Raw genomic sequence first — 21498 nt, forward strand, 5'->3', positions numbered from 1 at the left:
GCCGCCCCCAGACCCCCGCTGTCGCGCTGAACGCGCTCGTCCTCAAACGCCGGACAGGCTAAACCCAGCCCCTCCGGCGTTTGAGGAGCGGGGTCTGGGGCGGAGCCCCAGGAGGAAGGGACGGGCAGGGGCGGAGGGGGCGAAGGAATGCCAACGGCCCCTGTCAGTCCCCCGTGCCAGGATGGTCCCGTGGCTCAGACATTCGGTACGCCGTTCATCGGCCGGGCAGACGAACTCGCCCGGCTCACCGACGTGCTGACCCGCGCCAGGAACGGCGCCCCCCACGCCGTACTGGTAGCGGGCGACGCCGGCGTCGGCAAAACCCGCACAGTGACAGAAGCCGCCACCCAAGCCACCGCCACCGGCATGACCGTCCTCACCGGCCACTGCGTGGACCTCGGCGACGTCGGCCTGCCGTACCTTCCGTTCACGGAGATCCTCGGCGTACTGGCCGCGGACGACCGGTTCACCGGCGCGCTCGCGGCCCACCCCGCGGTCAACCCCCTGCTGGGCACCGGAGGCGACGGCGCCCACGACACCGGCAACCGGCTCCGCCTCTTCGAGGGCATGGCCTCCCTGCTCTCCGACGCCGCCGACATCACTCCCCTCCTGCTGATCCTCGAAGACCTCCACTGGGCCGACCAGTCCTCGCGCGACCTGTTGCGCTTCCTGCTCAGCCGCGGTCTCCTCCAGAGCCCGGCCTCCGGCGCCCCGCCGCACCCCCTGGCGATCTTCGCCTCGTACCGCGCGGACGACCTGCACCGCCGCCACCCGCTGCGTCCGCTGCTCGCCGAGCTGGTCCGGCTGCCCGCCGTCGACCGGCTGGAACTGCGACCGCTGGCCGACGCCGACGTGGCCCGGCTCGTCCGGGGACTGCGGACGGACCCGCTGTCCGACACGACGGTCCGCCGTATCGTCGACCGAGCGGAGGGAAACGCCTTCTACGCGGAGGAGCTGCTCGCCGCCACCACCGACCCGCTCCCCGGCAACACCGGCCCGGCATCCGGCGCCATGCCGAGCGGCCTGGCCGACCTGCTCCTGATCCGTATCGAGCAACTCTCCGACACCGCACAGCAGGTGCTGCGCACGGCGGCCGTCGCAGGGCGCCGCGTCGAGCACGAGCTGCTGCGTGACGCCGTACAACTACCGGAGGACGAGCTGGAGTCGGCGCTGCGCGAGGCCGTCGGCCGGCAGCTGCTGGTCCCCGGCGAGGACGCCACGTACTCCTTCCGGCATGCCCTGACCCGCGAGGCGGTGTACGCCGACCTGCTGCCCGGCGAGCGGGTCCGGCTGCACCGTACGTTCGCCAAACTCCTTGCCGGGCAGGGCCGTTCGGCCAAGAGCGCGGCGGAGCGTGCCCATCACTCACGGGAGAGCCACGACCTCGCCGACGCACTCGTCGCCTCGCTCGAAGCCGCCGATCACGCCCAGCACGTCGGCGCGCCCGCCGAGGAGCTGCGCCATCTGGAGACCGCGCTCGAGCTGTGGCCGGCGGTGGACTCCGCCGCCCGCCCCGAGACCGCGGCCGGCCCGGTGACCCTCACCCTGCGCGCCTCCGCGGCCGCCGCGCACGCCGGCGAGTCGCACCGCGCTGTCTCCCTCACCCGCTCCGCTCTCGCCAGGGCCGGTTCGGACGCGGATTCCGAACTCGCCGCGCGCGTCCGCTACACCCTGGCGGGCAACCTGATGCGCGTCGACAGCCTGAAGGCCGCGTTCACGTACAGCAGCGAGGCGCTCGCCATGATCCCCGCCGAGCCTCCGTCGCACACCTGGGTGTGGGCGGCGGCCACCCATGTCATGGCGGCGCGGTACATGGGCCAGGATCAGGACGCCGAGCGGGTCGGCCGCCAGGCGCTGCGCATGGCCGAGGAACTGCAACTGTCCGACGCACAGGCCGACTTGATCATCTCTCTGGTCGGCCTGGAAGGGCACAACCGACGCACCGCCGAGGGCCGCGACCGGCTGCGCCTGGCGCGGGACCTCGCCCGGCGCGTGGGCCACGTCACGATCGAGATGCGCGCGCATTTCAACCTCGCCATCGGCTGCTACGAATCCGGTGACCTCGACGAGTGCCTCGGCTGGCTCTCCGAGGGGCTGGAGCGCGCGAACCGCTCCGGGCTCATCTCCGCGCCGTACGCCCTGGAACTGCGCTACCTCCAGTCGCTCGTCCTCTACACCCTGGGCCGCTGGGACGAGTGCGCCCGAGCAGCCGCCGCCGACTCCGAACGGCTGCCCGCGGCGGGCGGGTTCGCGACCGGTCCCGCGCTGTACGTCGCCCTCGCCCGCGGCGAGGAGCACGCCACCGAGCGTGCCCACGCCCTGCTCGACGGCCCGTTCGACTGGATGGCCTCGCTTGTCGCGGCCATCGTGCTGACCGATGCCGCGGCCCTGCGGGGTGACGCCGGGGAAGCCGTCGCGGGTGTGCGCACCCACCTCGTCAAGCTCGCCGACGGCTCGGGATCCGAACAGCCCGACATCGGTGTGCGGCTCACCGCGCTGGCCCTGTCCGCCGTCGCGGACGCAGCCGTAGAGCTGCGTCTCACCGGCGACGAGGCGGGGGCCCGCCGCTGGACCGACACCGCCACCGAGCTGGTGGAGGTGGCCAGGGCCACGGCCGCGAAGGGTGAGGACGGCTCCGAGCAGGGTCCCGAGGGGCTGGCGTGGCTGGCGCGCGCCGAGGCGGAGTGGCTGCGCGCGCACTCCGGTCCTGACGTCGCCGCGTGGGAGAAGACCGTCGCCGCGTTCGGCTACGGCGACCCTTACGAACTGGCCCGCTGCGAGCGGCGGCTCGCCGAGGCCCTGCTGTCGGCGGACCGCCGCGAGGAAGCCGCCGAGCACGCGCGCGCTGCCCGCGAAACGGCGGTCCGACTCGGTGCCGTGCCGCTGCGCGAGGCGGTGGACACCCTCATCCGGCGCGGTCGGCTGGCCGAATCACCGTCCGCCGCCGACCGCATCGCCGTACTGACCGCCCGCGAGAGCGACGTCCTGCGCCTCCTCACCCTCGGCCGCACCAACCGCCAGATCGGCGAGGAACTGTTCATCAGCGGCAAGACGGCGAGCGTCCACGTCTCGAACATCCTCGCCAAGCTGGGCGCCGCCGGCCGCACGGAGGCGGTGGCGATCGCCTATCGAGAGGGCCTGATCGTGTCCGAGCCGACCGGCTGAACGAGGCGGGCGGCAGCGCCCCAAAGGAGCGCGGGGCTCTGACATCTGCGGCTCCGCCGCGTGGGCGCGCCCAGCCACGATGCACCCGCGGACGACGCACCGGAACTCCAGCGGAGCGCATACGCGAAACGCCGGACGGGCTGAGCTACTCAGCCCGTCCGGCGTTTGAGGACGAGGCCGTCCAGGCCGAAGCGGGTGCCTGGGGGCGGCAGCCCCCAGCGGGGCGGGCAGCCTCAGACGAGGTTGACCGACCGTGCCGACGTCGCCCCGATCTCGTCGGCCACCTCGGTCAGCACGTTCTGCGGGACCGTGTCGTCCACGGTGAGGACCGCGAGGGCCTCCCCGCCGGCGACCGCGCGCGCGACCTGCATACCGGCGATGTTGATGCCCGCCTCGCCGAAGATCCGGCCGACGGTGCCGACGACACCGGGACGGTCCTCGTAGCCCAGCACGACCATGTGGTCGGCGAGCGCGAGGTCCACGTCGTACTCACCGACGGCGACGATCTTCTGCAGGTTCTTGGGACCGGCCAGCGTGCCGGAGACCGAGACCTCCTGGCCGTCGCTGAGCGTGCCGCGCACGGTGACGACATTGCGGTGGTCCGGGGACTCCGAGCTCGTGGTCAGCCGGACCTCGACACCGCGCTCCTGCGCGAACAGCGGGGCGTTGACGTACGACACGGTCTCGTCGACGACGTCCTCGAACACGCCCTTCAGCGCGCTGAGTTCGAGCACCTTGACGTCGTGCTGGGTGATCTCGCCGTACACCTCGACGTCGAGACGGACCGCGACCTCGCCCGCGAGGGCGGTGAAGATGCGGCCGAGGTTCTCGGCGAGCGGCAGGCCCGGCTTGACGTCCTCGGCGATGACACCGCCCTGGACGTTCACCGCGTCCGGGACCAGTTCACCGGCGAGCGCGAGGCGCACCGAGCGGGCGACGGAGACGCCGGCCTTCTCCTGCGCCTCGTCCGTGGAGGCACCGAGGTGCGGGGTGCAGACGACCTCGTCGAGCTCGAAGAGCGGGGAGTCCGTGCAGGGCTCCTTCGAGTACACGTCGAGGCCTGCGCCCGCGACGCGGCCCTCCTTGAGCGCCGAGTACAGCGCGACCTCGTCGACGATCCCGCCACGGGCGGCGTTGACGATCCGCACCGACGGCTTGACCTTGTGCAGCGCCTCGTCGCCGATGAGACCGAGGGTCTCGGGGGTCTTGGGCAGGTGCACGGTGATGAAGTCGGAGACTTCGAGGAGCTCGTCCAGCGTCAGGACCTTCACGCCCATCTGCGCGGCCCGGGCAGGCTGGACGTAGGGGTCGTAGGCGACGACCTTCATACCGAACGCCGACATGCGCTGCGCGACGAGGGCGCCGATCCGGCCGAGGCCGACGACACCGAGGGTCTTCTCGGCGAGCTCGACGCCCGTGTACTTGCTGCGCTTCCACTCGCCGTTCTTCAGCGCCGTGTTGGCCTGCGGAATGTGGCGCGCGGTGGCAAGGAGCAGACCGCAGGCGAGCTCGGCGGCGGTCACGATGTTCGAGGTGGGGGCGTTGACGACCATCACGCCGGCCTTGGTGGCGGCGGAGACGTCGACGTTGTCCAGGCCGACGCCGGCTCGTGCGACGACCTTCAGTTTTTTCGCGGCGGCGACGGCTTCCGCGTCGACCTTCGTGGCCGAGCGGATCAGGATCGCGTCGACATCGGCGATGGCGGGCAGCAGCTCGGCGCGGTCCGCACCGTTGCACTGCCGGATCTCGAAGTCGGGGCCCAGCGCGTCGACGGTCGCGGGCGACAGCTCTTCGGCGATGAGTACGACGGGTTTCGATGACGCAGTGCTCACGTGAGTCCTCACAGGTCCAATGCGGACGGCCGTCCCGACGGCCGCATGCGGTGGAGGGTGGTCAGCGGATCCGGAAAAGTGCACTTCCCCGGCGTCGCTTAGCCGCGTGGAAGACGCACGACGCTGTGGGCCTGACGCGTTGTTGATGTGCAGCAGTGTAGTGGCGCCGACCGGGCCCCCTTACGCCTCTGCGGAAGGATCACCCGTCCGTGGCTGGACGGGATGGACAAGGCCGTGTTTCCAGGCGTTACCACGGGTTCGCGCGAGGGTCGGAGCAGCCCGCTCCGACCCTTGCGCGAAGGGCTTACGCCTCGTCGTCGCTGACCCACGACATGAGCTTGCGGAGCTCCTTGCCGGTGGTCTCCAGGAGGGACTTCTCGTCCTGGCTCTTGTACTCGTTGTACTTCTTCAGACCGCCGTGGTACTCGGCCATCCACTCACGGGCGAAGGTCCCGTCCTGGATCTCGGCGAGGATCTTCTTCATCTCGACCTTGGTGGCGTCCGTGATGATCCTCGGGCCGGTGACGTAGTCGCCCCACTCGGCGGTCTCGGAGACGGACCAGCGCATCTTCTCCAGGCCGCCCTCGTACATGAGGTCGACGATGAGCTTCAGCTCGTGGAGGCACTCGAAGTACGCGATCTCCGGCTGGTAGCCGGCCTCGGTCAGCGTCTCGAAGCCCGCCTTGACCAGCGCCGCGGTGCCACCGCAGAGGACGGCCTGCTCACCGAACAGGTCGGTCTCGGTCTCCTCGGTGAAGGTCGTCTTGATGACGCCGGCGCGGGTGCCGCCGATGCCCTTCGCGTACGACAGCGTCAGCGGGAAGGCCTTACCGGTCGCGTCCTGCTCGACGGCCGCGATGCACGGAACGCCGCGGCCCTCCTCGTACTGCCGACGGACCAGGTGGCCCGGGCCCTTCGGGGCGACCATGCAGACGTCGATGCCGGCCGGCGGCTTGATGAAGTCGAAGCGGATGTTCAGGCCGTGGCCGAAGAACAGCGCGTCGCCCTCCTTGAGGTTGTCCTTGATGGACTCCTCGTAGACCTGCGCCTGGATCGGGTCCGGAACCAGGATCATGATGACGTCGGCCTCGGCGGCGGCCTCGGCGGGAGTCACCACGCGCAGGCCCTGCTCCTCGGCCTTGGCCTTGGACTTGGAGCCCTCGTGCAGACCGACGCGGACGTCGACACCCGAGTCGCGCAGCGACAGCGCATGGGCGTGGCCCTGGCTGCCGTAGCCGATGACCGCGACCTTGCGGCCCTGGATGATGGACAGGTCGGCGTCGTCGTCGTAGAACAGCTCGGCCACTGGGGTTCTCCTTGGTGTGCGGTGTCGCGTCCCACCGTACGGCGGGCGGGGGGAGGGAAGTTTTCGGGTCTCGGTATACGGGCGGCCGACGACTGCCGACCGCCCGTTTCAAGCCTCAGGCAGACCGGTCGAGGGCGCGTAGCGACCGATCGGTGATCGAGCGTGCGCCGCGGCCGATCGCGATCGTGCCGGACTGGACGAGCTCCTTGATGCCGAACGGCTCCAGCATCTTGAGCATGGCCTCCAGCTTGTCGCTGCCGCCGGTGGCCTCGATGGTGACGGCCTCCGGGGAGACGTCGACGGTCTTGGCGCGGAACAGCTGGACGATCTCGACGATCTGGGAGCGCGTCTCGTTGTCGGCACGCACCTTCACCAGAACGAGTTCGCGCCCAACGGCGGAGGCGGGCTCCAGCTCGACGATCTTCAGGACGTTGACGAGCTTGTTGAGTTGCTTGGTGACCTGTTCGAGGGGCAGCGCCTCGATCACGTTCACCACGATCGTGATGCGGGAGATCTCCGGGTGCTCGGTGACGCCGACGGCGAGCGAGTCGATGTTGAAGCCGCGGCGCGAGAACAGGGCGGTGATCCGGGCGAGGACACCGGGCTTGTTCTCGACGAGGACGGAGAGGGTGTGCTTGCTCATGGGTCTGACTCGGCTCTCTCTCAGTCGTCTTCGTTGTCGCCGAAGTCGGGGCGGACGTCCCGGGCGAACATGACCTCGTCGTTGGACGTGCCGGCGGCGACCATCGGCCACACCATCGCGTCCTCGTGGACGATGAAGTCGACCACGACCGGGCGGTCGTTGATCGAGTTCGCCTCCTCGATCACCTTGTCGAGGTCGTCCGGGGACTCGCAGCGGATCGCGTAGCAGCCCATGGCCTCCGACAGTTTGACGAAGTCGGGGACGCGGGTGCCGGCGCTCGGCTGCTTGCCGTCCGCGTCCGGGCCGCTGTGCAGCACGGTGTTGGAGTAGCGCTGGTTGTAGAAGAGGGTCTGCCACTGGCGGACCATCCCGAGGGCGCCGTTGTTGATGATGGCGACCTTGATCGGGATGTTGTTCAGGGCGCAGGTGGTGAGTTCCTGGTTGGTCATCTGGAAACAGCCGTCGCCGTCGATCGCCCAGACCGTACGGTCCGGCCGGCCGGCCTTGGCGCCCATCGCGGCCGGGACCGCGTAGCCCATCGTTCCGGCGCCGCCGGAGTTCAGCCAGGTCGCGGGCTTCTCGTACTGGACGTAGTGCGCGGCCCACATCTGGTGCTGGCCGACGCCCGCCGCGAAGATCGTGCCCTCCGGGGCGAGTTGGCCGATGCGCTCGATGACCTGCTGCGGGGCGAGCGAGCCGTTGTCGGGCTGCTCGTAGCCGAGCGGATACGTCTCGCGCCAGCGGTTCAGGTCTTTCCACCAGGCGGTGTAGTCGCCCTGGTGGCCCTCGCTGTACTCCTTCTGCACCGCCTGGATCAGGTCGGCGATGACCTCGCGGGCGTCACCGACGATCGGCACGTCGGCGGCGCGGTTCTTGCCGATCTCCGCGGGGTCGATGTCGGCGTGGACGATCTTGGCGTACGGGGCGAAGCTGTCCAGCTTGCCGGTGACGCGGTCGTCGAAGCGGGCTCCGAGGGCGACGATCAGGTCGGCCTTCTGCAGCGCGGTGACGGCGGTGACCGCACCGTGCATGCCCGGCATTCCCAGGTGCAGCTTGTGGCTGTCGGGGAATGCGCCGAGCGCCATCAGTGTGGTGGTGACGGGCGCTCCGGTGAGTTCTGCGAGGACCTTCAGCTCGGCGGTGGCGTGCGCCTTGAGGACGCCTCCGCCGACGTACAGCACGGGCCGCTTCGCCTGGGTGAGCAGCCTGGCGGCCTCACGGATCTGCTTGGCGTGCGGCTTGGTCACCGGGCGGTAACCCGGCAGGTCGCTCTGCGGCGGCCAGGAGAACGTCGTCTGGGCCTGCAGCACGTCCTTCGGGATGTCGACGAGGACCGGACCCGGGCGGCCGGTCGAGGCGATGTGGAACGCCTCGGCGATCGCCTTCGGGATGTCCCCCGGTTTGGTGACCAGGAAGCTGTGCTTGGTGATCGGCATCGTGATGCCGACGATGTCCGCCTCCTGGAAGGCGTCCGTGCCGATCGCCTTGGTGACGACCTGGCCGGTGATGGCGACCAGCGGGACGGAGTCCATCATGGCGTCCGCGATCGGCGTCACCAGGTTCGTCGCACCCGGGCCCGACGTGGCCATGCAGACACCGACCTTGCCGGTGGCCTGCGCGTAACCGGTGGCCGCGTGACCCGCACCCTGCTCATGACGGACGAGCACGTGACGCAGCCGGCTCGAGTCCATCATCGGGTCGTACGCCGGAAGGATCGTCCCGCCGGGGATACCGAATACGGTGTCGGCCCCGACCTCCTCGAGCGAGCGAATGAGGGACTTCGCACCCGTGACGTGCTCGACGGGGGCGGGCTGCTGTCCTCCGGAACGGGGCCGCGGCTGCGGATGGTGGGCCCCGGTGGCCTGCTCGGTCATCGGCATTCTCTTCTCGATGCTGAGGGTTTTTGCGAATTTTGTACGGTGTACGACTGGTGTCTGTGCAACAAAAAACCCCTCGTGCCGTGAGGCAAGCGAGGGGAGCGCGCCGGTGCGATCGCTGGGTATTCCGGTTCAATCGATCCGGTGGGTCCCAGCTCAGCCGACGCGCTTTCCAAGTACGAGAATTCGGGTGCGCATGGCATTGACCCTCCCCCCGGCACGCACCGACTGTCAAGTGGGTGGGACGGGAGTCTCATTATGTGAGCGGAGGACGGTCCCACCTCCGTAGACGGCGGGCACACCACCGGTGTAGACCCCCGCACCGCCACCGCCCGCGAACACCGGCTCGACGGGTCCGTGCGGCACCGGGTAGTGGCCCATGGAGAGCGCCCTGTGCAGCCGGTATTCGTCCAGCGGCGCGGAGAACGCCATGCCCTGCCCATGGGTGCAGCCCATCGCGCGCAGGGCGATGACCTGCTCCGGAAGATCCACGCCGTCGGCCACGGACTGGAGCCCGAGGTCGGTGGCGATCCGCAGCAGCCCGCTGGTGATCTTGTGCAGCCGCGCGGACTCGACGACGCCCTCGACGAGGTCCCTGTCCAGTTTCAGCACGTCGACGGGGAGCCGTCTCAGTGCCGTGATGGCGGCATGGCCGCTGCCGAAGCCGTCCAGGGCGATCCGGACGCCGAGCCGCCGCAGCGCGTTCAGCCGGCGCTCCAGCTCATCCAGGGAGACCCGGGGGTCGGTGTCTGCCAGCTCGATGATCAGGGCGCCGGAGGGGAGCCCGTACCGGGTCAGCAGGGCCTCCACGGAGCCGAGGGGCCCGGAGCGGTCCAACAGCCGCCGGGCGTTCATCCGGACGGCGACGGGCAGCATGACGCCGGTGGCGGCGCGCTCGGCGGCCTGCTCGACGGCCTCCTGCAGCATCCAGCGACCCAGCTCGGCGGTCCTGTCGCTGTCCTCGGCGACGCGCAGGAACTCCGCGGGCGTGAACAGCACACCCTGGGAGGAACGCCAGCGCGCCTGGGCGGTGACTGTCGCGATCCGGCCGTTGTCGAGCGAGACCACGGGCTGGTGCAGCAGCGTGAACTCGCCGTCCTGCAGGGCGGAGCGCAGCCTGGTCGCCAGCTCCGCCTTGCGTACGACGTCCTGCTGCATCTGGGGTGCGTAGAGCTCGACGCGGCCCTTGCCCGCCGCCTTGGCGCGGTACATGGCGAGGTCGGCGTTTCTCAGCAACTCACCCGCGCCCAGACCGGGTTCGGCGAAGCCGACGCCGATGGACGCGGCGACTCGGACATCGTTGCCGTCGATGGTGTACGGCTGCGAGAGCGTGAGCCTCAGGCGGTCGGCGAGCTCGAGGATCTGATGCTCACGGGCGGTGCGGTCGCGGGTGCCGTCGCCGACGATGAGCGCCGCGAACTCGTCGCCGCCGAGGCGGGCGGCGGTGTCGCCGTGCCGCACGGAGTCCTGGAGTCTGCGGGCGGCGTGGACGAGGAGTTCGTCGCCGGCCTGGTGCCCGATCGTGTCGTTGACCGCCTTGAAGCCGTCCAGGTCGATGAACAGGACGGCGGTGCCGCGGTCGGAGGAGCGGCGGCCGGAGAGCGCCTGCTGGACGCGCCGGGTGAACAGGGCGCGGTTGGGCAGGTCGGTGAGCGGGTCGTGCTCGGCGTTGTGCTGTAACTGCGCCTGCAGGCGCACCCGTTCGGTCACATCACGGCTGTTGAAGATGAGGCCGCCGTGGTGCCGGTTCACCGTGGACTCCACGTTCAGCCAGCCGCCGTCGCCCGACCTGAAGCGGCACTCGATGCGGGTGGTGGGCTCCTCGATGTGACTCGCGGCCAGGAAGCGGCGCACTTCGTGGACCACACAGCCGAGGTCCTCGGGGTGGATGAGCGAGGCGAGTTCGCAACCCACGAGGTCCTCGGCGTCCCGTCCGTAGACCCCGGCGGCGGCCGGACTGACGTATCTCAGAATGCCGTTCGGGGCTGCGATCATGATGACGTCGCTGGAGCCCTGCACCAGGGAGCGGAAGTGGTTCTCCTTCTGGGCCAGTTCCTGGGTGAGGGTGATGTTGTCGAGGAGCATGATGCCCTGGCGGACGACGAGGGCGAGCACGACGAGACCGGCGGTGATGAGCACCACCCGGTCGACGTTGCGACCGTTCAGGACGTTGTAGAGGATCCCCAGGGTGCAGACGGCGGCGGCCAGGTAGGGCGTGAGGGCGGCCAGCGATCCGGCGATGGGACGGGTGGCCTGATATCGGCCGTGGTCCGCGCTGTGGACTGCGCCCTGGAGGGGCACGTGCACCTGTCCTCCCATGTGTCCCGGCCGCCCCTCCTGCCGCTGTCCCGGGATGCGTTCGTGCACCACGCGCGCGTGCCCGTCGGTGTCATACCGGTCCGTGCCCGGCTCACCGTGCCGGGGGGCGACCCAGGGGGCGTACGCGAGGAGCAGTGAGCCGGCGAACCAGCCCGCGTCGAGGAGCTGCCCCGAGCGGTAGTCGTTGTGCAGCAGGGGTGAGGTGAACAGGGCGTCGCACATCACGGTCAGGGCGAGCGCGCCGACCGCGGTGTTCACCGCGGAGCGGTTCACCGACGAGCGCCGGAAGTGCAGCGCAAGCACCATGCTGACCAGTGCGATGTCCAGCAGCGGGTACGCCAGTGACAGCGCGGTGTGCGCGACGCTCGGCCCGTCGAACTTCGCCGCCTGGGCGAGCGCGAGACTCCAGGACAGCGTGAGCAACGAGCCGCCGATCAGCCAGGAGTCGAGTGCCAGGCAGACCCAACCCGCCTTGGTCACAGGCCTCTTGGCGAGCACGAGCAGGCCCACGATGGCGGGCGGCGCGAAGCAGAGGAAGAACACGTCGGCGAAACTGGGGCTGGGCACGGGGCGTTCGAGGACGACCTCATACCACCCCCAGACGGCGTTGCCCAGGCATGCCATGGCGGAGGAGAGTGCGAACAGCAGCCAGGCGGGTCGAAAACGGCTGCGGCGACTCTGGGCGTACCGGAAGCAGGAGACCGCGGCGGCGCCCGCGGCCGCACTCAGACCGAAGTCGCCCATGAAGAATGCGATGCTCGCGGAGCCCCAGCCGAGCGCGGAACCGACGGCGTATCCCGCGCACACCAGGGCCAGTACGAGTTGTGAGACAAGGCCTGTCCCGCCACCGAGCACCGGCCGACGGGTCAGCAGCGCTCCGAGGGAACTCACCGGGCCCACCCGGTCCGTGCCCCGGGATCCCGCTGGTCCGCGCGCGCATGCCTCCGGCGGCCACTGGGCCTGCGGTGGTGATGTCCACTCTGGCAACTGTGGCCGCACTGCCCGCGTCTCCGCCTGGCCGCGCGCCAGGGCCGTCGGCAGCGGCCCCGCCTCGTCGGATCGTTGGTCCATAGGCCGTGCATCGCCCGTCGCCCCCCTCGCAGTCCGAATGTCCATCCCCGGCGCCGAACGGTGCACGGCGCAGCCCCAGTCGGGACGATACACCAGTCTCGTCACTCAGGGACATAGTTCCTCTACGCTCCGTGACGACCAGGGAGTTTGTCGGCACTGCCCGCATCCGGAGAACTGCGGAGGGTGTCAAAAGCGGACGGGGAGCGGACGGGACATGGCCCGCGCGCCCGTGGTGAGCCGGCCTATTCGCCCGTCGTCACGTGGCCCGCGCGCTCGTCGTAAGCACCACGTTCCCCAGCGGCTCCCGGTTCACGAAACGGTTCAACTGCGCGACCAGGAGCCGCTTGGCGCGCGGCAGGAACGCGGACGTGGGTCCGCCGACGTGGGGGCTGATGAGGATGCCGGGCGCCTGCCACAACGGGTGCCCCTGGGGCAGCGGTTCGGGGTCGGTGACGTCGAGGGCCGCGGTGATACGGCCGCTCTCCAGCTCGGCGAGGAGCGCCTTGGTGTCGACGACGGGGCCACGGGCGACGTTCACCAGGAGGGCGCCGTCCTTCATGTGGGAGAGGAAGTCCGCGTTCACCAGGCCGCGGGTGGTGTCGTCGAGGGGCGTGGACAGGATGACGATGTCGGCCTCGGGCAGCAGGGCGGGCAGTTCGGCGAGGGCGTGCACCGGACCGCGCTCCGTGGTGCGCGCGGAGCGCGCGACGCGCGCCACCCGCGCGAGCTCGAAGGGAGTGAGCCGGTCCTCGATGGCGGACCCGATCGCCCCGTAGCCCACGATGAGGACCGACCTGTCGGCCAGCGCCGGGTGGAACCCCGACTTCCACTCCCCCTTGTCCTGTGCTCGCACGAAGTCGGGGATGCCTCTCAGGGAGGCGAGGATCAGCGCGAGGGCCAGCTCGCCGGTGCTCGCCTCGTGCACTCCTCGCGCGTTGCACAACTGCACGCCGGCGGGCAGGACTTCGAGGCTCGGCAGGACGTGGTCGACACCGGCGGACAGCGTCTGCAGGACCCGTACCGAGGTCATCGCGGACATCGGCCGCCGTGAGACGGCGGGCGGCTTCATATAGGGCACGACATAGAACTCGCAATCGGCCGGATCCGCGGGAAACTCCTGGTCACCATTCCAGTAGCGGTAGTTGAGACCCGCTGGAAGCCCGTCGATGTCCTCGGCACGAAAGGGAAGCCATACGTCTGAAGTCATGCTCAAGAGGCTATGTCAGGGGCCGGGACGTACAGAGGTTAGGTTGGGGAGCCGGAAGAGGGAGGGTTACGGCCAGGTGGAGCGCAGGACGGTCGGGGCGGCGGCGCTCGGCGTGGGAGCGGTCGGGCTCGGGTGCATGCCGATGAGCTGGGCGTACACCGGTTCGCAACAGCGCGGTGAGGAGTCGCTCCGTGCGGTGCACGCGGCGCTCGACCGGGGTTCGACCCTGCTCGACACGGCCGACATGTACGGCCCCTTCACCAACGAGCTCCTGTTGGGGCGGGTCCTGAAGGAGCGACGCTCCGAGGCCTTCGTGTCGACCAAGGTCGGCCTGCTGGTGGGCGAACAGCACATCGTGGCCAACGGCCGCCCGGGCTATGTGAAGCGGGCGTGCGACGCGTCGCTGCGCCGACTCCAGACGGACGTGATCGATCTCTACCAGTTGCACCGCGCGGACCCCGAGGTTCCCGTCGAGGAGACCTGGGGTGCGATGGCGGAGCTGGTGACGGCCGGAAAGGTGCGCTCGCTCGGGCTGTGCGCGGTGGGTGCCCGCTCCGCCCGCCGCTCGGGGGCGCGGCTGCACGACGGAACGATCAGTCAGCTGGAGCGGGTGCAGCAGGTCTTCCCGGTGAGCGCCGTGGAGGCCGAGCTGTCGGTGTGGTCCACGGAGGCGCTGGACGTGCTGCTGCCGTGGTGCGCGGCCCACGGGGTGGGCTTCCTGGCGGCAATGCCGCTCGGCAACGGCTTCCTGACCGGCACGCTGACGCCCGGCGAGGGTTTCGAACCCGACGACGTACGTGCCCGGCACCCCCGCTTCACCGCCGAGATGATGGCCGCGAACCAGCCGATCGTCGTAGGCCTGAGACGCGTCGCCCGCCGGCACGGGTCCCACGAGAACGCCGTCACGCCCGCGCAGGTGGCGCTGGCCTGGGTGCTGGCGCAGGGGCCGCACGTGGTGCCGGTGCCGGGGGCCAAGCGGGAGCGGTGGGTCGCGGAGAACGCGGAGGCGGCCGCGCTGGGACTGACGGCGGAGGATCTGGCGGAGGTGGCGGGGTTGCCGGGGGCGCAGGGATCCTGGGAGTAGGCCGCACCGCCGGGGTACCTGGCGAACAGCCGGGGTACCTGGCGAACAGTACGTGGCCACGAGGCAGGTGGCCGGATTTGTTTGTCCGTGATCGGGAACTCGTGGGGCGCGAGCGGTGTATGAACAGTAGAACCGCCGCGTCGAAGGGACCCCATGATCGTGCAACGACGAGTGGTGACGGCCGTGTTGGCCGCGGCCGCGCTTCTGGTGACGGCCGGCTGTTCCTCCGACGACGGAGGGACGGCGGACGGCGGCGGGAGCCCGTCGCCGAGCAGCAGTGACGGCGGCGGTACGGAGCCGGGGGCCTCGTCCTCCGGGCAGGCCGCCGAGGTAACACCGCCCGCCAAGGGCTCGGTGAAGGTCGTGCGCACCGTCACCGAGGACCTCGACTCCCCCTGGGGCGTCGCACCCCTGCCCGAGGGCGACCTGCTGGTGTCCTCGCGTGACGAGGGGACGATCACACGGGTCGACGGGGAGAGCGGCAAGAAGACGGAGCTGGGCGAGGTGCCCGGGGTGGCCCCCGAGGGAGAGGGCGGCCTCCTGGGGATCGCGCTCTCCCCCGACTACGCCTCGGACCATCTGGTCTACGCGTACTTCACCACGGTGTCGGACAACCGCATCGTCCGCATGCTGTACGACGAGAACAAGCCGTCCGGGGAGCAGCTGGGCTCGCCGGACACGATCTTCCGGGGCATTCCCAAGGGGTACATCCACAACGGTGGCCGGATCGCCTTCGGCCCGGACGAGATGCTGTACGCGGGGGCGGGTGAGACGGGTCAGACGGGTCTGGCCCAGGACACCAAGTCGCTGGGCGGCAAGATCCTCCGGATGACTCCGGAGGGCGAGCCGGCGCCGGGCAATCCGTTCAACGACTCGGTCGTCTACTCGTACGGGCATCGCAACGTCCAGGGTCTCGCCTGGGACGACAAACAGCGGCTGTGGGCTGCCGAGTTCGGCCAGGACACCTGGGACGAGCTGAACCAGATCAGGCCGGGCGGGAACTACGGCTGGCCGGTGGTCGAGGGCGAGAGCGACAACTCCAAGTATCTGAACCCGGTCGCCCAGTGGCACACGGACGACGCCTCCCCGAGCGGCATCGCCTACGCGGAGGGCTCCATCTGGATGGCGGGCCTCAAGGGCGAACGCCTGTGGCGCATCCCTCTGGACGGCACCAAGGCCTCCGCGGAACCGCAGGCCTTCCTGGAGGGTGACTACGGCCGTCTGCGAACGGTGGTGTCGGCGGGCGGCGACAAGCTCTGGCTGGTGACGAGCGAGACGGACGGACGGGGCAGCCCCGGGGAGGGAGACGACAGGATTCTGGAGCTGGAGGTGACGTGATTGGGAAGCCGAGGGCGCCTGCCGCGGTGTGCTGCTCGATCTCCGTCGGGCACTTCGACGCCGTTGGGCGCCTCGATCTCCGTCGGGCACTTCGACGCCGTTGGGCGCCTCGATCTCCGTCGGGCTCTTCAGTCCCCGTCGGGCGTCTCGGTCTCCGTCGCGTCCGCGGTCGGGCTCTGCGGAGTCGCCGGTTCGGGCGCCGGTGCTCGGACGATCACCTTGCCCGAGGACAGGTCTATGGGGCCGCGGCCGGGGTCACCGTCGTTCAGGTCCACCCGGCTCAGTTCCAGGCGCTTGCGTTCGTCGTTGGTGTGCTTGCGGCCCGGCGCGAACAGCTCCTCGAACATGTTGAACACGGCGCCTCCCTCGGCCCGGGTCTCCTACAGCGTAAACCTCAGCCCACTGCCTGGGCAGCGGGGGTCTCAGGCGGGAACAACCGCAGGCGGTGGGCCATGGCCGCCGCCTCGCCACGGCCGGAGACGCCGAGCTTCGCGAGGATGTTCGACACATGGACGCTGGCCGTCTTGGGGGAGATGAAGAGCTCCTCGGCGATCTGGCGGTTGCTGCGGCCGACGGCGACGAGGCGGAGGACATCGCGCTCGCGGCTGGTGAGGCCGAGGGCGACCGCGGGGTCGGCGGGGGTCAGGGCGGCCGCTTCGGGGACGCGGCCCAGGGCGAGGCGTGCCCGCTGGGCGAGCAGCGTGACGGTGTCGCCGAGCGGGCGGGCGCCGAGGTGGTCGGCGGCGGCCCGGGCCAGGCGGAGGAGTTCCGTGGCGCGGGCACGGTCGTCGTCGTCCGCTCCCGAGGCCAGCAGGGCGTCGGCGAGGCGGTGACGGACGCGGGCGAGGTCGTAGGGGCGCTCCAGGGGTTCGAAGGCGGTGACCACCTCGCACCAGTCGCTGGGGGTGGTCACGCCCTCGGCGCGGCGGAGTTCGGCGCGCACCCACCCCTCATACGCGAGCCAGAGGGGCGCGCCGGTTGCCAGGGACTTGGCGGCGGAGCGGAGATGCTCCACCGTCTCGGCGCGGCCCGCTTCGGCGACGGGCAGCCCGCGGGCGTCGGCCTCCGCGGTGGCGGCGGCGAGCAGCAGGGGCCAGCCGTAGCGCTGGGTGCCGGGCGGGAAGCCCACGCTCAGGGCCTCCGCCAGCGCGGCGCGGGCGTCGAGGAGGCGACCCTCGGCGGCGGCGATACCGATCGCGTTGCTCAGCAACGGGAGGGCGTGCTGGGGCATGGGATCGTGGGTGCCGAAGTGGGCCCGGGCGGCTGCGAGTTGGCGTCCGGACTCGGCGAGATCACCGCGGGCCAGCGCGAGTTGGGAAAGACGGATGCCGGCCACGCCGGACGCCTTGCCGTTGAGCCCGATGCGCAGCGCCTTCCCGGCGGCCTCGACGGCCTCGCCCCACTGTCCGAGGGAGTCGAGCGACTCCGAGAGGTTGCCCCAGACATAGGCCTCGGTGTCCAACAGGCCTTTTCTCTTGGCGAGTTCGACGCCCTCCCCCAGGACCGAGACTGCCTCGCGGGAGCGGCCGAGCGACTCCAGATGGGAGGGCAGGTTGATGTGGATCCGGCCCACGACGAGGGAGGCGCCGTGCAGGTTCACCTGGTCCTTGACCTCGTACAGCTCCGCGAGACCCGCCTCGATGTCGCCGGCGTCGACCATGAGGCCGCCGAGGGTGAGCCGGGCGTTCAGCTCGATGTCCCGGGCGCCGACCATGCGTGCGTACTCCACGGCGCGCTCGGCGGCGGAGAAGGCGCCGGGTCCCGGTTCGTGCAGCATGCACCAGGCGGCGACGTTCGACAGGACGTCGGCGTGCACCTCCGACGGGGGCAGGCCGCGGACCAGTTCCTGGGCGGTGCCGAGTTCCTGCCAGCCGTCGCCGCGGGCCTGTGCCTGGACCAGGCGGGAGCGCTGGCACCAGAACCAGGCGGCGCGCAGGGGATCGCCGTCGTCCTCCAGGAGGTGCAGCGCCCGCTTGGTGATCTTCAGGGCGCGCTCGCGCTCTCCGCACAGCCGGCCCGCGACGGCGGCCTCCGCCATCAGGTCGAGATAGCGCAGCGGCGTGGTCGCCGAGTCGCAGCCGCAGGGCGGATAGACCTCCACGTAGTCGACGGGGCGCAGGTCGGCCCGCACGGCCTCGGAGGCCACGTCCCACAGCTCCATCGCCCGCTCCAGGAGCCGCAGTTGCTCGGAGTGGGCGTGGCGGCAGCGGGCCTCGACGGAGGCGTCGAGGACGGCGGGGAGGGCCTTGGCCGCGTCATGGGCGTGGTACCAGTAGCTGGCCAGCCGGGTGAGGCGCTCGTCGGCCGGTACGAGCGTCGGGTCGGCCTCCAGGGCTTCGGCGTAGCGCCGGTTGAAGCGGGAGCGCTCGCCGGGCAGCAGGTCGTCGCTGACGGCCTCGCGGACCAGGGAGTGGCGGAAGCGGTAGCCGTCGCCGCCGGGTGAGGCGAGCAGGATGTTGGCGCCGACGGCGGCCCGCAGCGCCTCGATCAGGTCGTCCTCGGCGAGCCCGGCCACGGCGGCGAGCAGTGGGTACTCGACGGTGGAGCCGCCCTCGGCGGCGATCCGGGCGACTCGCTGGGCGCTCTCGGGCAGGCCTTCGACGCGTACGAGGAGCAGGTCGCGGAGGGTGTCCGTGAGCGCCGTGCGGCAGCCCTGGTCGGAGGCGACGGCGAGTTCCTCCACGAAGAACGCGTTGCCGTCGGAGCGTTCGAAGATCTCGTCGACCTGGGCCGGGTCGGGTTCGTGGGCGAGGATCCCGGCGATCTGGCGGCCGACCTCGGCTCGGCTGAAGCGGCCCAGTTCGATACGGCGGACCGTGCGGAGGCGGTCCAGCTCGGCGAGCAGGGGGCGCAGCGGGTGGCGGCGGTGGATGTCGTCGGCGCGGTAGCTGGCGACGACGACGAGCCGGCCGCTGCGCAGGGTGCGGAAGAGGTAGGCGAGGAGGTGACGGGTGGAGGCGTCGGCCCAGTGCAGGTCTTCGAGGGCGACGACGACCGTGCGGTTCGCGGCGACGCGCTCCAGGAGGCGGGCGGTGAGCTCGAAGAGACGGGCCATGCCCTCCTCCTCGTACCGTCGCCCCTGGCCGGCCTCGCCCAGCTCGGGCAGCAGCCGGGCCAGTTCGTCCTCCTGTCCGGCGGCAGCGGCGGAGAGCTCGTCCGGGAGGAGGCGGCGCAGGGCGCGCAGGGCCGTGGAGAAGGGCGCGAAGGGCAGTCCGTCGGCGCCGATCTCGACGCAGCCGCCGCACGCGACGATCGCGCCCTCGCGTCCGGCCGAGGTGGCGAACTCCTCGATCAGGCGGGTCTTTCCGACCCCGGCCTCGCCGCCGAGCAGCAATGCCTGTGGCTCGCCCGCGGCGGCGCGGGCGAGCGCTTCGTGCAGCACGCCCAACTCCTCGGCGCGTCCGACGAACACCGGGCTGACGGACCTGGTCTCCATTGGTCCGAGCATCGCACAGGGGTCTGACCGTGCGGCACCGGATATCGGGAGGACCGCGGTTGACCCCATTGCCGGGACGGCCGTCGCCGACCTGGTGGTGACAACGGCGGCCGTCGACCCGGTTGTCGGGACGGCGGCCGTCGACCCGGTTGTCGGGACGGCCGCCGTTGACCCTGCTCTCGCCACGGCCGCCGTTGACCCGGTTTTCACGACAGCCGCCGTTGACCCGGTTTTCACCACGGCCGCCATTGACCCAGTTGTCACGACAGCCGCCGTCGACCCGCTTGCCGGGACGGCGGACCGTGGTCCGGGAGAACGGCCGACCCCCGTGCGGCCGTCCTCCCGTGCCCCGCCGGCGGCATTCACGCGACGCGGGCGAACCGGTGCCGACGATGGCGGCGGCTTTGCGCCTGCCCCTCCGGGTCGTTCTGTGCCGACTCGCGCGCGGCGCGGCGGGCGGCACGGCGGCCGCGGAGGGCCTCGCGAACCAGTCGGTGGGTCTGGGCCTCGCGGATCAGATCTGCGGAACGGATCTGCTGGAGCTCGTACTCGAACATCTCGTACCCCTGGTGAAGAGTCGGTTTCGGACTTCGCTTGTTGCGATGCCTCAACCTTCGTCTCCAAGGTGGGTGCGCCACATCGGGAGAGTTCCGCATCTTGAGCGCACGAAGGGCCTTAGAGCCGCCGTACGTGACGTAGGGCGGGCCTAAGGCCCCTCAGGGAGAGCTCGGACGGCTCGACCAGTGATCAGCTGCTCACCGTCGGCGTGGACAGCAGGAGGTCGGTGTACTTCAGCACGGCGAGCAGCAGGCCGATGAGCGCGAGCGAGACGCCCGCCCAGGCGACGGACTTGACCCACGGGGCCTGCACCACCCGGTCGGGGTCCCCGAACGCCGGCCGGACCAGCACGACGACGCCGACGATCAGAGCCACCAGCGCGAAGATGCCCGCGACCAGCGCGCTCGCGTTCCACGAGTTGCCGTAGACCTGCTCGACCTGCGCGTTGACGGTGGCGGTAGACGCGGTCTCCAGCTGTCCCCAGAGCGAGTCGCGCGCCTGGGCGACGGTAGCGACCCAGCCGCCGGTCAGCGAGACGACACCCAGTGCGGCCGAGACCACAGCGGCGGCACCCAGGCCGACCCCTGAGGGGACCTTGTCGGCGACCGCCTCGGCCTGCTCCTCGTCGTCGTACCCGTCCTCGTCCTCGTCCGGGGTGCCGGCCGTGGCCTCCCCCTCGGTGTCCGTGGCCTTGTCGGCCTCGGCGGCGTCGCTCTTGGTGACGTCCACCTTCTCCTCTTCACTCTTCGCCTCGGCGCCGGTCTCGACCCCGGCCTCGTCAACAGTCTTGGTTCCCATACCTCGCACCGTACGGATGCTGTCTGAGAGGTCTCTTAATGTTCGCGGGAATGGAAGTCGATCGTTATCGACCGTGACGCGCGCGTGCCGCCCGCCACTCGGGAGCGAGCACCGACCAGACCTCCATGTCGCTCCGTACGCCCCGGTAAAGGTAGCTTTCGCGAAGTACGCCCTCCCGCGTCATGCCCAGCCGCCGTGCCACGTTCAGGCTCGGTTCGTTCGCGGGTGAGGCGATCCACTCGACACGGTGCATGCCGCGCTCCTGGATCGCCCAGTCGATGATGATCCGCACCCCGCGGGTGACGAGTCCGCGCCCGGCGGCCGCCGGTTCCAGCCAGCACCCGGCCTCGCAGGTCCCCTGCGCGGTGTCGAAGATCCTGAAGAGCAGCCCGCCGACGAGCTTCCCCTCCAGCCAGATCCCGTACAGATGGCCTTCGTCGGCGGCGCGCTTGTCGGCGTACGTCTGGAGGAAGGCCCGCGTCGACGGGAGGCCCTTCACCACGTCGGGCAGCGCGATGTGCCGGCCGATGAACTCGCGTCCCCGCTCCATGTGCGCCAGGAGCTCCTCGGCGTGCCAGGGCTCCAGGGGCCGCAGTTCCGCACCGTCGTCACCCAGGGATATCGCGTACATCCTGCCGCCGCTCCTTCTCCAGTACGTCCGCCACCTCTGCGTCCGCCGCGCCGGCCAGCCTCTCATGGGCGGCGCGGCGCTCGGGCGGCTCGATGCCGATGCACGGCAGACGCTCGCCGAGCCCCGCGGGGCAGCAGCCACCAGTTGGCGCCGCCGAACATCGCGATGACGCGGCCGCCGCCGAGCACAGAGGCGAGGAGGACAGAGGCGAGGAGGACAGAGATCATGATCAC

14 protein-coding genes and 1 pseudogene are annotated in these 21498 nt (G+C 70.8%); 3 read left to right on the forward strand and 12 right to left on the reverse strand.

What is annotated here, in order from left to right:
- The first annotated feature begins 147 nt into the window (after positions 1 to 147).
- The gene (locus tag ACFWP7_RS23760) at positions 148 to 3165 is read left to right on the forward strand and encodes an ATP-binding protein (RefSeq protein ID WP_384384239.1); all 3018 of its coding nucleotides are present in this window, start codon (positions 148 to 150) and stop codon (positions 3163 to 3165) included.
- A 233-nt stretch (positions 3166 to 3398) separates the two neighbouring features.
- On the opposite strand, the gene serA is transcribed toward ACFWP7_RS23760, so the two are convergent.
- From serA to ACFWP7_RS23790, 6 genes are all read right to left on the reverse strand, one after another.
- The gene (gene serA, locus ACFWP7_RS23765; RefSeq protein WP_384384242.1) at positions 3399 to 4997 is read right to left on the reverse strand and encodes a phosphoglycerate dehydrogenase; all 1599 of its coding nucleotides are present in this window, start codon (positions 4995 to 4997) and stop codon (positions 3399 to 3401) included.
- Between the two features lie 304 nt (positions 4998 to 5301).
- Positions 5302 to 6303, reverse strand: a complete 1002-nt coding sequence (gene ilvC / locus ACFWP7_RS23770) for a ketol-acid reductoisomerase (RefSeq protein WP_384384245.1) — start codon at positions 6301 to 6303, stop codon at positions 5302 to 5304.
- Positions 6304 to 6418: 115 nt separating this feature from the next.
- Positions 6419 to 6946 (reverse strand): acetolactate synthase small subunit, encoded by a 528-nt coding sequence (ilvN, locus tag ACFWP7_RS23775; protein WP_384384248.1) that lies wholly within the window; start codon positions 6944 to 6946, stop codon positions 6419 to 6421.
- A gap of 20 nt (positions 6947 to 6966) precedes the next feature.
- On the reverse strand, positions 6967 to 8820 hold the full coding sequence (locus ACFWP7_RS23780; RefSeq protein ID WP_384384251.1) for an acetolactate synthase large subunit: 1854 nt from the start codon (positions 8818 to 8820) through the stop codon (positions 6967 to 6969).
- Positions 8821 to 9054: 234 nt separating this feature from the next.
- Positions 9055 to 12033, reverse strand: a complete 2979-nt coding sequence (locus ACFWP7_RS23785; RefSeq protein WP_384384254.1) for a putative bifunctional diguanylate cyclase/phosphodiesterase — start codon at positions 12031 to 12033, stop codon at positions 9055 to 9057.
- 436 nt (positions 12034 to 12469) lie between these two features.
- The gene (locus ACFWP7_RS23790; protein ID WP_384384256.1) at positions 12470 to 13420 is read right to left on the reverse strand and encodes a 2-hydroxyacid dehydrogenase; all 951 of its coding nucleotides are present in this window, start codon (positions 13418 to 13420) and stop codon (positions 12470 to 12472) included.
- A 76-nt stretch (positions 13421 to 13496) separates the two neighbouring features.
- Between ACFWP7_RS23790 and ACFWP7_RS23795 the strand changes: the two genes are divergently transcribed.
- Together ACFWP7_RS23795 and ACFWP7_RS23800 are read left to right on the forward strand one after the other, a co-directional pair.
- Entirely contained in the window at positions 13497 to 14504 is a 1008-nt protein-coding gene (locus tag ACFWP7_RS23795; RefSeq protein ID WP_384384259.1) for an aldo/keto reductase, read from the forward strand.
- Between the two features lie 153 nt (positions 14505 to 14657).
- The gene (locus tag ACFWP7_RS23800) at positions 14658 to 15842 is read left to right on the forward strand and encodes a PQQ-dependent sugar dehydrogenase (protein WP_384384261.1); all 1185 of its coding nucleotides are present in this window, start codon (positions 14658 to 14660) and stop codon (positions 15840 to 15842) included.
- A gap of 128 nt (positions 15843 to 15970) precedes the next feature.
- On the opposite strand, the gene ACFWP7_RS23805 is transcribed toward ACFWP7_RS23800, so the two are convergent.
- From ACFWP7_RS23805 to ACFWP7_RS23830, 6 genes and pseudogenes are all read right to left on the reverse strand, one after another.
- On the reverse strand, positions 15971 to 16189 hold the full coding sequence (locus ACFWP7_RS23805; RefSeq protein WP_384384474.1) for a DUF6191 domain-containing protein: 219 nt from the start codon (positions 16187 to 16189) through the stop codon (positions 15971 to 15973).
- A gap of 47 nt (positions 16190 to 16236) precedes the next feature.
- Positions 16237 to 19290, reverse strand: a complete 3054-nt coding sequence (locus tag ACFWP7_RS23810) for an AAA family ATPase (RefSeq protein WP_384384264.1) — start codon at positions 19288 to 19290, stop codon at positions 16237 to 16239.
- Positions 19291 to 19640: 350 nt separating this feature from the next.
- Positions 19641 to 19835, reverse strand: coding sequence for a hypothetical protein (locus tag ACFWP7_RS23815; protein WP_384384267.1), 195 nt, complete (start codon positions 19833 to 19835; stop codon positions 19641 to 19643).
- A gap of 190 nt (positions 19836 to 20025) precedes the next feature.
- Complete coding sequence (locus ACFWP7_RS23820; protein ID WP_384384270.1) at positions 20026 to 20634, reverse strand: hypothetical protein; 609 nt, start codon at positions 20632 to 20634, stop codon at positions 20026 to 20028.
- Between the two features lie 64 nt (positions 20635 to 20698).
- Positions 20699 to 21265, reverse strand: a complete 567-nt coding sequence (locus tag ACFWP7_RS23825) for a GNAT family N-acetyltransferase (RefSeq protein ID WP_384384273.1) — start codon at positions 21263 to 21265, stop codon at positions 20699 to 20701.
- Positions 21243 to 21486 (reverse strand): annotated as a pseudogene (locus tag ACFWP7_RS23830) (MMPL family transporter); the annotation flags it as partial. The gene ACFWP7_RS23825 and the pseudogene ACFWP7_RS23830, both read right to left, overlap by 23 nt.
- Positions 21487 to 21498 lie beyond the last annotated feature (12 nt).

The organism is Streptomyces sp. NPDC058470 (genome assembly GCF_042721055.1).
Taxonomy (GTDB): Bacteria; Actinomycetota; Actinomycetes; order Streptomycetales; family Streptomycetaceae; genus Streptomyces.